Below are 14,044 nucleotides of genomic sequence, written 5' to 3'. Positions count from 1 at the left end.
GGGCCAGCGCGGTTGTTGCCGGTCAGCGCAGCCGCTGGCGGTGTTGGCGACGAAAGAAATGCCAGAACATCGCGGTGGCGTCCGGCCCCGTGGCGGAGTGAAACGGCTCGCGCGGGTCGCCGCCGCTCCATGCATGCGGCAGCCGGCGGACGATGCAGACCCTGACGACGAGACGCCCGGCCTTGAGATAGTCGACGTAGTCGGCATCGTCGCGCGCATAGGTGCGTTGCTCGCCGACCCGCATTGCGCCGTGTTCGTCGACGAGCCGGTTGAGCCGCGCGAACGCGATGCCGAGCTGCGTCGCGTTCCGGTCGGTCACGACCGTATCGAGTGCGCCGTGCACCACGAGGGCCGGCATGCCGGGATAGGACATGACGTCGGCGCAGGCCTCGACCGCGCGTATCGGGTCGTCGCGCAGGCCTCGACGCATCAGGTTCATCGCCGCCAACGTCGACGACGGCGGGGCGATGGCCGGGCCGGAGTGCAGGCCGACTGCCGCGAAGCGGTCGGGATACCGGATCGCCAGTGCCGCGGCGAGCCCCGCCCCGGCGGACATGCCGGCGAGGTAGATCCGGTCGCGGTCGAAGCCGTGCTGTCGCACGATTGCGTCGACCAGCGACGTGACGGCCGCGGCTTCCGACTCCGTCGCATCGCCATGCCAGTGCCAGCAGCGGTGCGCATGCGCCGTCTTGGCCTGTTCGGGAAACAGCACGGCGAACCCTGACCGCTCGGCGAGACGGCACATGCGCGTGCCCGCGGCAAACGATTCGGCGCTCTGCTTGCAACCGTGCAGCATGACGACGGCCGGCATGCCGGCTGTCGTCGCCGGCGCGGCGGGGAGATACAGCGCGTAGGCAACGTGGTTCACGTAACGGCCGGCGCTCGGGCCCGCGGAATGAAACGAGCGGAGCCACGTGCCGGGCGCCTTGTCCGCCGGTGCGCGGGCGGCAGGCACGGTGTCCGTGCGCCTGGCGGTGCGCACGGTGACGGCCGGCCGGGCGACCGGCTTGACCGCCCGCTTGGCGGCCGGTCGCGGCTTGCTCTTGCGCTTCGCCGCGCGCGTGCCGGTGGCGACGGAGAGCAGTTCGAGGTGCCGCAACCAGAGGCTGGTTTTTTTCCTGGGCATGTGCAGTTTCGTGCCGGCGGCCGACCGTGGCAGGAAGATGCGGCCGACTCCGCCGTCGAGTAGACAATCGAAAGAGGCGCGGAGCAAGGATCGTGCTGCGGGCCGCGCGCACATCGAAACCGGGCGACCGGCCGAATGCAACGCAACGCCGGATCCTGCGTCACCGTGGCGATTCGAATCGGCCACCGGCGATGTTAGCCGTCCGATGTGACGCGCCGGCGAATCGAAGTGCGCTTCGACCCTGTCGCGCGCGACGCTAGCGCCGATCCAGCAGTGTATCGCTCAAAACGCTGAACGCCGCGCCCGGCAATTCATGCAGATGCTCGACCACGCTGCTGACCGGATAGAACGTTTCGACCGCATCGTCGAGGATCCCGACACCGATCAGTTCGACGCGCCGCTCGCGCAGCGCATCGACGCGGGCGCGCAGGTCGGTGCGCAGGATCGCCGGGTTGCCGTCGCCGGTGGCCGGATAGCCGTCCGACAGCACCATCAGGATTCGCCGCCGTGCCCGTTTCGCCAGCAGCCGCTCGGCGGCCCAGCTCAACGCCTCGCCGTCGGGATTCTCGTGGCCGCATTCGATGCAGGCGAGACCGCTCGGGTTGTCGGAATCGAAGCGCTTGTAGACGCGCAGGTCGAGCCGTTCGACGAACCGGTTATAGCCGAACGTGTCGTGGCCGGCGTCGATCCAGCGCTGGTAATTCGCGCGCATCGCGGCATCCTCGACGGAGCTGTAGCCGAGCACTTCGCACGCGAAGCCGAGCTGCGTCAGCGCATCGCACAGCGCCGCCGCGCACAGCCTGGCGAGTTCGATCTTCCTGCCGGCCATCGACCCGCTGCAATCGATCAGCAGGCTGACGGCCGCGTCGCGCCCGGGGGCGGCGCGCGGGACGCGGAATGGCGTGCGATAGCCGGGCGACGTGACGAGGCGGGCGAGCGACATCCGGTCGAGCTCGCCGCGCTCCTGTTCGCGTTTCCAGCGCGTCTGCTCGTCGACTTTCAATGCACGTTCGAGTCGTAGCTTGAGCGGCTCGGTCTGCGCGCGGGCCGCGCTTCGCAGGCGATGCCAGCGCGCCGGTTCGCCGTTGCCGGTGAAGTCCGTCACCGTATCGAACGCGGTGGTCAGCGGGACCGACAGCAGCGGCCGGTTGTCCGCGGACAGGCGGATCGTGCGGGGAGCTGCATCGCCCGGTGTCGGCGCTTCGGCCGACGATGCCGTGTCGGCGATCGCACCGGCGCCCGATTCGGCGGAGACGGGCGCCCGGGAATCGTCCGGCGTGCCCTGTCCGTCCGATTCGAATTCGGCGGCGATGCTGTCGCTGTCGATCGTGCTGCCCGGATCGGCCGTGAACATCATGTTGTTCGCACCGGCCGACGCTAGCGCGCGCACGCGTTCGACGATCCGGTGCGCGGCGCGGATGCTGTCGGCGGTCGACGTTGCTGCACGCGCTGCGTCGACGAGGTCGCTCGATGCAGCCATCGTCGCGTCGAGCGACGGCACGCGCTCGATGGAAGGCGGCGGCTCGCTCCACAGCGCACGTTCGATGCGCCACACCAGCCTGTCGCGCCATGCCATGCGAGGCCACCGGCGGTGCGTGTCGGCGGCCGTCGCCGCGCGCATCCGCTGCAGGAGCGTCGTCGCGCCGGGATAGATCGCGGCGAGGCAGCCGGCCGCGCGCCGGTCGTCGATCGCCTGCGCAATGGCCCGCACCACGGGCGACGCCAGTGCGGCAAGGTCATCGATCGCACCGAAGCGGATGCGCGCCGCGTAGAGGTCGACGAGGCCGGTGATCGCATCGTCGTCGACGTCGCCGGCGAGCAGCGTGTCGGGCAGCACCAGCAGGTCGGGTTGCGCGACGGGCCCGTGGCGCGCGAACCGTACCTCGATGCCGTGCCGTTGCGCGAGCGTGCGGGCCAGCCGGGTCAGGTGGAGCGACCGCGCGTCGTCGTTCCGGTCCATCGCGTCAGGCCTCGACGTCGATGTAGTGGCGGATGATGCTGCGGATCAGGTCGGCGTCTTCTGCGCCGACCTTCGCATAGATCGTCGGGCCGGCGGCCGCTTCGGGATCGCCGGTGCGCAGCATCAGCTCGGCCCAGTCGATCAGGCGCCGCGTCGAGAATGCGCTGGCCAGATCCTCGCGGACGAACGCGGCGCGGCAGTCGGCCGCGATTGCCGCGAGCGTGTCGGCCATCTCCGCGGTCATGGCCGCGCCGAACGTGCGCTGCAGCACGCGCGCCTCGTCGGGCGGCGGCAGGTAGTCGAGGCGGTAAACGCGCCAGCGGTCGAGAAACGCCTCGTTCATCACGTTGGCGCCCTGGTACAGATGGCGGAACTGCCCCATCGCACCCACCGCATTGGCGGTCGCGAACAGCCGGAACGACGGATGCGGGACGACGATCTCGTTGCCTTTCTCCTTCAGCAACAAGCGGCCGGCCGGTTCGAGCACGGCGGTCAGCACCGCGAGGATCGCGGGTTCCGCAAAGTCGATCTCGTCGACGATGAGCCACAGCCCTTCACGCATCGCGGTCGGCAGCACGCCGTCGACCCAGATCGTCTCGCCGCCCTTGACGGTCCAGAACCCGACGAAGTCGCCGACCGTCGTCTGCCCGTTCATGTTCGAGCGCAGCACGCCATGGCCGGCCAGCGCGGCGGCCTGCTCGATGAGGCTCGTCTTGCCCGTGCCGGTGTGGCCGATCAGCAGGATGCGCCGGTTCTCGACGATGTCTTCCAGCACGTTCGTCACGCGCGCGGTGAGCAGGTAGGCCGGGTTCACCGGCGGCACGAGCGGCCCGCCCGGGCCGCGCGGCATCGGCACGCCGCCCACCTGCGCGACGTGCGTCGCATCGCCGGATGCGGCAGGTCGCGACGCGTGCGCGCTTCGCAGCGCCTGCATGAACGCGCCGCGATCAGCGGGCGCCGCGCGATCGCCGGCTTCACGCCGGACGAAGCCTTCCTGGATCCACTTGTGCAGTTTCGCATCGAGGTTGTCCGCATCGACGACCGTATCGACCGACGTGCTGCCGTCTGGCCGGTGATGCTGGATGCGGTACATGTGCGCGCGTTCCGAGCGGCTGACGATCCATTGCCCGGCGGACGGGTCCGCCAGTTGACGATAGACGCCGAGTACCGACGCGGCGGAGGGGGAGGAATCAGCGGGTGCGTTCATGGTGGCGAGCGAGAGTGGGCGGCTGGCGCGTCATGCCTGCGATGCATCGCGTCGATTGTATATTTTTGCCGTGAACCGCGACATTCGCGCGGGAATCGATCCGCTGCGAGCCGGCGGGGAGCAGGCGGCGCGTCGGCTTGCCGGAGCAGCGGAGCGCCGTGGGTAATGCGCTGTAGCATGATCTTTCGGCTTCCTTGCTATGCCCCGAGCCGCTTTTGCCGTGCCGATCTGCCGGCAGCGGGGCGGCCAGGCTCGTGCATGAGAAGGTCGATCGACACCCAGCCTTGCGCCGATTCCCGGGTTTTTCACGAAGACAACCCGTCATGTCGAATCGCGGGCTGTCACATCTTGATCAACCGGGTGGAATTTCAGTACCGTAGCAGGCTTGATCACCGGGCTTCCATCGCGTGTCCTCGGGCCGCCCGGCTTGATATCCCATTGCGCGCCGGTCGATGACACAGGCGAAGGAGTGTTGAACGTGACGTTGACCGGCGTGGACAAGGTGAGAATTCGTCGTGCCAGCGCACTCGATGCGCCGGCCGTGCTGGCGATCTTCGACGGCGTGATTGCGTGGTTCGTCTCCATCGGCAACGACGGGCAATGGGGCCGCGAGCCCTGGTCGACGCAACCCCGGCGGATCGCACTCGTGACCGACGCTTGCGCGCTGCCGGACGCGTGGGTGGCAGAAGATCAGGACGGCCGCGTCCTGGGCGCATTGATCCTCGGCGAGTCGATGCCCTACGTGCCGCCCGCGACCGAGCCGGAAATCTATGTGCGCGTGCTGGTTGCGTCGCGCGATGCGCGGGCGCGGGGTGTCGGCCGGCGCCTGATGGCGTTCGCGGACGAGCGCGCCCGCGCGGCCGGGGTGACGCGCTTGCGGGTGGACTGCTATGGCGGCGGGACCGGCGCGCTGGTGCGTTTCTACGAGTCGTGCGGCTATGAGCGAATTTCACCCTTCGACGTGGAAGGGTGGCCGGGGCAGTTGCTGGGGCGCCGTTTGTGACCGCGCCTGACCGAAGCCGCGCGGCGCGACGGCTCGCGGTCGAGCCCGGGAAGGCATCCAGTCGGTCGTTTCACGGCTAGCCGGAAACGGTGGGCTGCCCGACGGGATTCCCGTGGGCCGACGAACCGGAATGCGCGGGCGCACCATCCGCACCGTGCGCGACCGGCAGCGCAACCCGTACATAAAGAAACGCACGCCGCTCGCGGTCGGGCAGCACCTGCGGTCCGTAACTGATCGTGACCGTGCCGTCGTGGATCTCACCCGCCTGCGCGAAACGCCACGCGCGGGGATCGCTGTCGAGCAGGAATTCCGCGCGCGCATACGCTTGCGGTTCGAACAGTTCGGGAATCTCCACCGGGCGTCCGTCGAGCTTGTCGAGCAACGCTTCGGCCATGTTGAAGCCGTAGCCATCGCGCACGATGTCGCAGATGAAGCTGCCCGCGATGCGCGGATTCAGTTCGATCACGTGCGGCACGCCGTCGTGCACGATGCAGTCCAGGTGCACGGGCCCCCAGGTCAGCCCGGCGGCCGCCGTGGCGCGCGTCCCGACGTCGATCAGTGCGCGCAGCGTGCTGGTATCGAGGTCGAGTTCGGACGTATAGCCGCGCTCGAGAAAGCCTGCCCCATGCCGTTTCAGCTTGCGCAGCGCGCCGACGTACCGGCCGTCGAAATACTCGACGCAGTACTCGCTGCCGCTCAGGAATTCCTCGATCACGACGCGCTCGGTCGCGAGCGCTTGCGCGTCGGCTTGTCCGGCGGCGAGGGCGTCGAGCTGCGCACGCACCTCGGCGATGCTCTCGCAGCGCCGCACGCCGTCGCTCGCCGAGCCTTCCGACGGCTTGACGACGACCGGGAAGCGCAGCGGGTCGGCCGCTGCCGCGAGCGCCGCCGGCGCGGCCAGCGTGCCCGTGACGAATTGCGCGGACGGGATGCCGTGCGCGGCGAGCAGCGCCTTCTGGTTCGACTTCGACACCGCGTGCGCGACGTGGCGCGCATCGGGGCCGGGCAGGCCGAGCGCGTCGGCGACCCATGCGGCGGTGCGCGCATAGGTGTCGTGCGCGGTCGTCACGCGCAGCGTGTCGATCTCGTCCGGATAGCGCGTGCGCAGCCAGCCGGCGAGCTGGCCGGCATCGGGTTCGAGGTTGATCGTCTCGACGCCCGCCGGAAAAACGCCGTCGAGACGGTGCCCGGGGGCGGTGATCACGGTCACGGCCGCTTGCCGCGCAAGCGCGCCACGCACGAGCGCGAGGCTGCTGCCGGTGGCGCGGGCGCCGATCACGATGAGTCGCTTCATGCTGGATCCTTGATCGAAGGCGGAAAGATGGAACGGCATCGCGTGCCGGCTAGCGTGCACGGCGGCGCAGGCGCTGTGCTTCGAGGCGCGGCCGCAGATGCTGGACGACGCGCGGCAGCGTGTAGATCGGCAACTGCGCGCAGGTGAACACGAGCGCCATGGTGGGTGTCGCGGCGAGCCCGAGCGCGGCCCACATCAGGCCGACGTTGCGATTGGCGACGATCAGCGCGACATTGAGCCGCGTGCGCACGTCGCCAGGCGTGAGCCCGTACGCGATGACCTGGAAGCCGGCGTTGATGGCGAACGCGAGTGCGATCGCGGTCAACGCGCGGTGCGGCGCGTCGATGATCGATTGCTGCATGCCGGCCATCGTGCCGAGCGCGAACACCAGCAGCGCGGCGACGACGGTCGCATCGATCGGCGTCGCATAGCGGTCGAGCCGGTTACCGGCGAAGCGCCGCACGAGCAGCGCGACGCCCTCGGCGCTGCCGATCAGCAGCGCGAGCCGCCACGCGAGCGTCAAGGGCGAAATCGACACGGCCGCATCGTGGCTGAACCAGGCCGTCAGCAGCGGCGCGGTGAGCGGCACGAACACCATCGACGCCAGGGTCGCGACGAGTGCGACGCTGGCGTCGAGCGACAGCATCCGCGCGATCGTCGACGTGCCGCTCGACGGCGGCGCGCAGTACGCGATCACCAGCGCGACGACCCAGTCGTACGGCATGCCGGCGAGCCGGGCGGCGATGCCGAGCGCGACCGGGCACGCGATCATCGTCGCGGCAGGCAGCAGCAGCGACACGGCCGGCCGCCGCGCGACCGCGCGCACCGCGCTGGGCTCGACGCGCAGCAGCGTGCCGAGCACGAACAGGAACACGGTGACGGGCATCAGCGGCCGCGCGAGATCCGCGAGCGGCGGCACCAGCAGCCCGAGGCCGACGCCGCACGCGAGCACGGTCGGGCCGCGCCGCACCAGCGCGGCGATCAGCGTGCGCACGGGCGCGCCTCGGAGCGACGGCGGACGGGCGTACGACCTGGGCAGGCAGAGAAGGGCATGCGGATTCCTCGGGAGCGGGCCGTCGGGCACCGGGTATTCGCTAGGCTAATCCGGATTTTTGGCGAAGTAAAATGATATAAACACAATCTGTAACAAGAGAAAGTGATATGAACATCCCTCTGCTCGAAACCTTCCGGGCCGTCGTTCAGGAAGGCAGCGCGCTGCGCGCGGCCGAACGGCTCGGCTGCACGCAGTCGAACGTCACCGCGCGGTTGCGCCAGCTCGAAGCGTCGCTCGACGCGCCGCTGTTCGACCGGCACGGCAAGCGGCTGGTGCTGAACGACGCCGGGCGCCGGCTGATCCCGTATTGCGACCGCATCCTGCGCCTCGTCGACGAAGCGACGCAGGTGGTGCGCGAAGCACCGGTCGCGCGCAACTTCCGGCTCGGCTCGATGGAAAGCACGGCGGCCACGCGGTTGCCGGCGCTCGCCGCCGCGTTGAAGGCGCGCGACCCGGCGCTCGGCCTCGCGGTGCAGATCGGCAGCGAACCGGATCTGGCCGACGCGCTGCTGCGCGGCCGGATCGACGCAGCGCTTACGGCGCGCGCGGTCGTGCGCCCCGGGTTGCGCTACGAGCCGGCGTTCGCCGAAGAGATGGTGCTGGTGAGCGTCGCCACGGCCACGCGGCGGCAGGTGCTGGCCGACAACCCGGTGCGGCTGCTCGCGTTTCACGACGGCTGCCCGTACCGCGCGGTCGCGGAGCACTGGCTGAAGGCGCGCGGCGTCGCGATCGAGTCGGTGGCGTCGTTCGGCACGTTCGGCGCGATCCTCGGCTGCGTGGCGGCCGGGATGGGCGTCGCGATCGTGCCGAAGCGGATCACGACCGAGCACGTGGCGCGCAAGGAGCTGCGGGCGCATGCGTTCGACGATCTCGACAGCGTGACGACCTATCTCGTCACGTCCGAAGAATCGCCTGAGCTGCCCGAGCTCGATACCTTGCGTGCGGTGCTGGGGCGGCAGGCGGGGGCGCTGCTCGGGCGCTAGCGGAGCGCACCTCGGCGCGCCGCACCGCGAGCGCTGCGCCGGTCGCACTACGCCGGCACGACCGCCCGTTCATCCGCGAAGAATTCAGCCTCGATCTCGCGAATCCGCCGGCAATCCTCCAGCAGGCGCTCGAACGTCGGGCTGTAAAGGCCGACGGTGCCGAGCGCCGTCTGCAGGTCGGTCGTCACGCGCAGCGTGTCGCCCACCCTGGCCCATTGCTTGAGCCCGACGAACGACGGCAGCGCCTGGATCGCCTGCCACGTGAAGTCCTGCCGCAGTATGCCGTTGCGCGACGACAGCAGCAGCACGTGCCCGCAGTAACCGCGAAAATCCGTCGGCGCGGCGACTTCGCCGAACAGTCGCTCCGGGTGCAGCACCGCTTCGACGGCAGCCGACACGTGATTCTCGCCGCTGACCGCGCTCGTCAGCCGCGGATCGAGGCTGCCGTGCAGCCGCGCGTTCAGCTCGACGATCGTCGGGCCGTCGGCCGTATCGAACAGTTCGAGATGGGTCGGCCCGAAGCGCACGTCCAGCGCATCGAGCACGGCGGCGGCGTAGTCGAGCAGCGGCGCGTAGCGCGGATCGGCGTGATTCAGCACCAGCATCTTGTCGAGCCGCGGCGCGTGCGTGCGGTCGCGGTGCACTTCCCACAGGCTGACCACCCGGTGGCGGCCTTCGAACGACACCGAATCGACGATGTATTCCTGCCCCTCCGAATAGCTCTGGATCACGATGTCGTCGTTCGGCTGGTTGTACAGCGAACGGGTGGCCAGCACGTCGCGCGCGGCGGCCTCGACCTGGTCGAGCGTGCGGCAGATCTTCACGCCGGTCACGCCCGCGCTGCGCGCCGGTTTCACCACGAGCGGCAGCTTGCCGTACGCGCGCGCCCATTCGAGTGCGGCGTCGACCGACGTGCTGTGGAAGTGCGCCGGCGCACGCAGGCCGGCCTGTCGAATGCGCTCGTTCATCGCGTACTTGTCGCGCCGCGCGGCCGACGTCGCGAGCGGATTGCGCGTCGGCACGTCGAGCCGTTCGGCGAGCGTGTCGGCCAGCTCCAGCGCCGCGTCGAGGCCGTGCAGCACCGCGCCGATCCGCAGGTCGCTCAATTGCGCGAGCGTCGCGTCGACGTCGCCGTGGTGCTGGACCTGGCGGATATAGTCGGACGGGACGAACTGGTTCCGGTAGATCTCCGGCAGGTCGGGATCGCTGATCACGTGCGCGCAACGGATGCCGTAGGCGCGGAACGCGGGCGCCAGATAGGCGGCTGTCGACGCGCCGTCGACGATCAGGACGGTATCGATGAAACGATGCGGCATGGATTCCTCGCAGGGCTGTGGGGTCGGTTGAAGGGGGGATGGGCTCAGGCCCGCGAGCCGCTGTCGGGCGCGTCGCCGGGCCAGCGCGCGGCCAGCACGATGCAGAGGGCGACGAGCACGGCCGCGACCGCGAACCCGCGCGCCGCGCCGGCCACGATCGCCGCGCCCTGGCCCGCGACCAGCGCGCCGAGCGCCGCGACGCCGACGGCCGCGCCCACCTGGCGCGCGGTATTGAGGATCGCCGACGCGGTGGCCGAGCGGCCGGCCTCGACGCTGCCGAGCATCGTCGACGTCAGCGCGGGAATCGCGATGCCGCCGCCGATCGCCATCGCCGCGAGCCCCGGCGCCAGCAGCGCATACGGCGTGTGCGCGCCGAGCGTCTGCCACAGCCACACGTAGCCCGCGAACGACACGGCGAGGCCGACGATGACGGTCGCGCGGAATCCATGGCGGACGGCGAGACGCGCGCTCGCGATGTTGGCGAGCATGATGATCGTGAGCGGCGCGAGCGCGAGCCCCGACTCGGTCGCGGTGAAGCCGCGCGCGTTCTGGAAATAGAGGCTCAGCGAAAAGATCAGCCCGTAGAACGCGGCATTCGTGACTGCGCCGATCGCGAGCACGCCCGGCACGCGCGCGATCCGGAAGAATGCGAGCTGCAGCATCGGCGCGGCCACGCGCCGCTCGATCGCGACGAACAGCGCGCCGAGCACGACCGACGCGGCCAGCGCACCGGCCGCATACGGATCGCCGATCCCCTGCGCGCCGGCCCGGATGATCCCGCCCGTCAGCAACGCGAGCACGAGCACCGCGACGATCTGGCCGGCCGGATCGAACAGCCGCGTGCGCGCGGCGGCTGAATCCCGCACATGGCGCAGCGTGAGCCACAGGCCGCCTGCACAGATCGGCAGATTGATGAAAAAGATCGCGCGCCAGCCGAGCGAATCGATCAGCAGGCCGCCGAGCGTCGGCCCGGCCGCGCTGATCGCGCCGCCCGTTGCGCTCCACCACGCGACGGCCCGCACACGGGCGGCGGCATCGTTCGCGCAAGCATGGGTGATGAGCGCGAGCGACGTAGGCAGGATCATCGCGGCGCCTACGCCCTGCGCGACGCGCGCGGCAATCAGCGCGGCCAGCGACGGCGCGAGCGCGCAGCCGAGCGATGCCAGCAGGAACAGCGCGAGACCGTATGCGAACAGCCGGCGGCTGCCGAAGCGGTCGGCCAGCGTGCCGGACGTCAGCAGCAGCGCGGCGAACGACAGCGTGTACGCATCGACGATCCATTGCAGCCCGTGGACGCTCGATCCGAATGAATGGCCGAGGCTCGGAATCGCGACGTTGACCACGGTCACGTCGAGCTGGACGATCGCGAAGCCGAGGCTCGCGGCCGCGACGGTCGGGAAGATCGCGCGCAGCGACGTGCGGTACGGCGCTGCGCCGGCTGGCAGCGAGCGCTCGAGTGCCGGCGCGCGATCGCTCATCGTGTCCTCCGCGTCGCGTGGCGGGTGGGGCGGCACGCAGCCGGCGGCGCGCCGTTTCCGGGCGAACGATGCAGCGGATGGAATCGGTTCATCTAACGGGTTTCCGTGGGGCGGAGGAAGGGCGCCGGCTGCCGATCGACGGCCGGCGCATCGTCGAATCCGACAGAAAACTAGCATCGACCCGTTAGCGAATACAAATAATATGCCGCGATTATTTAACAACTATTCGTGTTAAGCGACGGTGCGAACGACGTGGACGGCCACTCGCAGCATTGCTGAACTTATATCGAAATTTTTTGTTTGCAATCGAATTAATATCATTTCGAAATGCAATGACGGTCTCCTAGTCTTGTCGAGCGCTGAGCCCCGAGGACGGCAACGCGCGGCGGTAGTGCCCTACCGCTTATCGACCCCCGATCTTTATACGAGAGACCTATGACCTATCTCGCAGATGAACGCATCGTTTTGACGGCAGCGGAATCCAGTCATATCCGGACGACGCTCGGCGCACTGGCCTATGATCCGGCTGGCGGCGCGGGCTACATCAGCGCGGTGCGCAAGCTCGCCTACAACGCGTTTCCCGACCGGGTCGTCGACGCGTTCGATCGCGCGAAGGCGCCGACAGCCGATGCGCACGGCTCGATCGAGATCGACAACCTGCCGATCGACGACGACGTGAAGGGCAGCCCGAGGTTCGAGGAAACCGGCCGCTCGTTCAAGGCCGGCGTGTTGAGCGAGAACGTCCTGGTCGCGTTGAGCACGCTGGCCGGCGAGCCGTATTCGATTGCGCACGAAGGCCGCGAGCTCGTGAACAACCTCACGCCGCACAAGGCGACCGCGCGCGACTATACGGGCCTGGGCTCCGAGGTCGAGCTCGATTTCCATATCGAGAACGCCGCGCAGGCGCACATGCCGGAGGGCGATACGTCGCCGTTCGCGTTGCTGCTGCTCGGCGTGCGCAGCGAAGCCGGCGGCGGCCCGTACACGCGGCTCGCCGATGCGCGTCGCGCGCTGCAGCTGCTGTCGCCGGAGGATATCGCGCAGCTCTACGGCGAGCACTACATCATCCGCGTGCCATACCGGTGGCGCGGGGCGGCGCCGACGCCGCGCGACAACACCGACCTGAGCGCGGTGCTGTCGGGGCCGCTCGATGCGCCGCGCGTGACGGTCGCGTTCTATCCGGACATGGTGCTGGCGGTCAACACGCGCGCGCAGGAGGCGCTGGCCAACCTGTATCGCGCGGTGCGCGAGGTGTCGTTCGGCGTGCAGATTCAACCGGGCAAGCTGGTGCTGATCAACAATCATTTCACGCTGCATTCGCGCGACCGTTTCGATCCGCAATACGACGAGAACGACCGGGCATTGCGCTGGGTTCAGCGCGTGTTCGTCGCACGCAGCCTGTGGAACTTCCGCGCGTTCACGCCGCTGCAGGCGCGCGTGTTCGATCCGAAGGCGCTGTATGCGGGCGAGTCGCAAGCAACGCGCCCGTCGCCGATTGCGCAACCGGTCACGCAACGCGCGGCCGCGGCCGAACTCGAGGCGACGCCCGCCTGAGCGGGCCGGGAACGCCAGGCGGCGACGGGCGCTGAAAATCGTTCGCCCCGCCCGCGTTCCGCGCCCGCATCGTCAAAAAAAACAAAGGAATCCGGAAGACATGAGAAGAACAGCATTCCCCGTCGTGCGCGTCGTTCGCGTGCTGGCCGCCGTCCTGATCGGCAGCAGCGTGGCCGCGCAGGCCGCGACGTTCGACCTGAGCCCCGAGCAGCCCGGCCGGCAGCGCGCGGCGCCGTGAACCCGGCGGTCGAACTGGCGTTGCCGGCCGGCTTCCGGTTTGCGGAAGCGAATACACTGACGATCGGCATCGCGCCGAACCTGCCGCCGCTCAGCACCTATGCGACCGATGCGCGGACGGTGGTCGGCTTCGATCCCGATCTCGCGAAGCTCGTCGCGGACAGCATCGGCCGCAAGCTGAAGATCGTGCCGCTTTCCTGGGCCGACTGGCCGCTCGCGCTGCAGTCCGGCAAGGTCGACGCGGTGATCTCGAACGTGACGGTGACCGAACAGCGCAAGGAGAAATTCGACTTCTCGACCTACCGGAAGGATCAGCTCGGCTTCTACGTGAAGAACGGCAGCCGGATTGCGGCGATCCGCGAGCCGAAAGATGTTGCCGGGCTGCGCGTCGTGACCGATTCGGGCACGAACCAGGAAAAGATCCTGCTCGAGTGGAACCGGCAGAACGTCGCGCGCGGCCTCGCGCCGGTCGAGATCCAGTATTACGCGGATGCGGCCGAGCGCTGGGTCGCGCTGCAGTCGGGGCGCGTCGATACGATCTTCAGCGTGAATTCGATGCTCGCGTACCAGGCGTCGCTGCGCGGCGATGCGAAGCTGATCGGCACCGTGAGCGGCGGCTGGCCGCGCACCGCGGACATCGCGATCACGACACGCAAGGGCAGCGGCCTCGCCGATCCGCTGACGGTCGCGATCAATGCGCTGATCGCGAACGGCAGCTACCGGAAGGTGCTCGGCCGCTGGAGCCTCGACGCCGAAGCGATCGACCGGTCGCAGACCAACCCGCCGGGGCTACCGCGCACCTGAGCCGCCCGCGCGCCGATTGCCGCGACGC

General features: G+C 69.4%; 10 protein-coding genes and 1 pseudogene. 4 read left to right on the top strand and 7 right to left on the bottom strand.

The window, feature by feature from the left end:
* Positions 1-22: 22 nt before the first annotated feature.
* From FFS49_RS07650 to FFS49_RS07640, 3 genes are all read right to left on the bottom strand, one after another.
* A complete protein-coding gene (locus tag FFS49_RS07650; RefSeq protein ID WP_105817123.1) occupies positions 23-1,126 on the bottom strand; it encodes an alpha/beta fold hydrolase in 1,104 nt (367 codons plus the stop codon).
* Between the two features lie 256 nt (positions 1,127-1,382).
* Positions 1,383-3,086 (bottom strand): cobalamin biosynthesis protein CobT, encoded by a 1,704-nt coding sequence (locus FFS49_RS07645; RefSeq protein WP_105817122.1) that lies wholly within the window; start codon positions 3,084-3,086, stop codon positions 1,383-1,385.
* 4 nt (positions 3,087-3,090) lie between these two features.
* Positions 3,091-4,293: an AAA family ATPase gene (locus FFS49_RS07640; protein ID WP_105817121.1), complete on the bottom strand. Its 1,203-nt coding sequence runs from the start codon at positions 4,291-4,293 to the stop codon at positions 3,091-3,093.
* Between the two features lie 478 nt (positions 4,294-4,771).
* Here FFS49_RS07640 and FFS49_RS07635 point away from each other — a divergent pair, with 478 nt between their 5' ends.
* The gene (locus FFS49_RS07635) at positions 4,772-5,296 is read left to right on the top strand and encodes a GNAT family N-acetyltransferase (protein ID WP_105817161.1); all 525 of its coding nucleotides are present in this window, start codon (positions 4,772-4,774) and stop codon (positions 5,294-5,296) included.
* 76 nt (positions 5,297-5,372) lie between these two features.
* Here the strand turns inward: FFS49_RS07635 and FFS49_RS07630 are convergent, their stop codons facing one another.
* Together FFS49_RS07630 and FFS49_RS07625 are read right to left on the bottom strand one after the other, a co-directional pair.
* Positions 5,373-6,590, bottom strand: a complete 1,218-nt coding sequence (locus FFS49_RS07630; protein WP_105817120.1) for an ATP-grasp domain-containing protein — start codon at positions 6,588-6,590, stop codon at positions 5,373-5,375.
* 49 nt (positions 6,591-6,639) lie between these two features.
* A complete protein-coding gene (locus tag FFS49_RS07625) occupies positions 6,640-7,584 on the bottom strand; it encodes a hypothetical protein (RefSeq protein ID WP_105817119.1) in 945 nt (314 codons plus the stop codon).
* 167 nt (positions 7,585-7,751) lie between these two features.
* Here FFS49_RS07625 and FFS49_RS07620 point away from each other — a divergent pair, with 167 nt between their 5' ends.
* Positions 7,752-8,627 carry a LysR family transcriptional regulator gene (locus FFS49_RS07620; RefSeq protein ID WP_105817118.1) on the top strand — a complete coding sequence of 292 codons (876 nt, stop codon included), beginning with the start codon at positions 7,752-7,754 and terminating at the stop codon, positions 8,625-8,627.
* Between the two features lie 47 nt (positions 8,628-8,674).
* On the opposite strand, the gene FFS49_RS07615 is transcribed toward FFS49_RS07620, so the two are convergent.
* Together FFS49_RS07615 and FFS49_RS07610 are read right to left on the bottom strand one after the other, a co-directional pair.
* Positions 8,675-9,943: an ATP-grasp domain-containing protein gene (locus tag FFS49_RS07615; protein WP_105817117.1), complete on the bottom strand. Its 1,269-nt coding sequence runs from the start codon at positions 9,941-9,943 to the stop codon at positions 8,675-8,677.
* 44 nt (positions 9,944-9,987) lie between these two features.
* Positions 9,988-11,421, bottom strand: coding sequence for an MFS transporter (locus FFS49_RS07610; protein WP_105817116.1), 1,434 nt, complete (start codon positions 11,419-11,421; stop codon positions 9,988-9,990).
* A 435-nt stretch (positions 11,422-11,856) separates the two neighbouring features.
* On the opposite strand from FFS49_RS07610, the gene FFS49_RS07600 reads away from it, so the two are divergent.
* Together FFS49_RS07600 and FFS49_RS07595 are read left to right on the top strand one after the other, a co-directional pair.
* Complete coding sequence (locus tag FFS49_RS07600; RefSeq protein ID WP_071335919.1) at positions 11,857-12,975, top strand: TauD/TfdA family dioxygenase; 1,119 nt, start codon at positions 11,857-11,859, stop codon at positions 12,973-12,975.
* Positions 12,976-13,075: 100 nt separating this feature from the next.
* Positions 13,076-14,016, top strand: a pseudogene (locus FFS49_RS07595) (ABC transporter substrate-binding protein).
* Positions 14,017-14,044: the final 28 nt, after the last annotated feature.

Origin of the sequence: Burkholderia sp. 4NA327C6 (assembly GCF_005502655.1) — a bacterium.
GTDB lineage: Bacteria > Pseudomonadota > Gammaproteobacteria > Burkholderiales > Burkholderiaceae > Burkholderia > Burkholderia contaminans.
The sequence above is the reverse complement of the archived record's forward strand: the minus strand, read 5'-3'. Positions and strand labels throughout refer to the sequence as shown.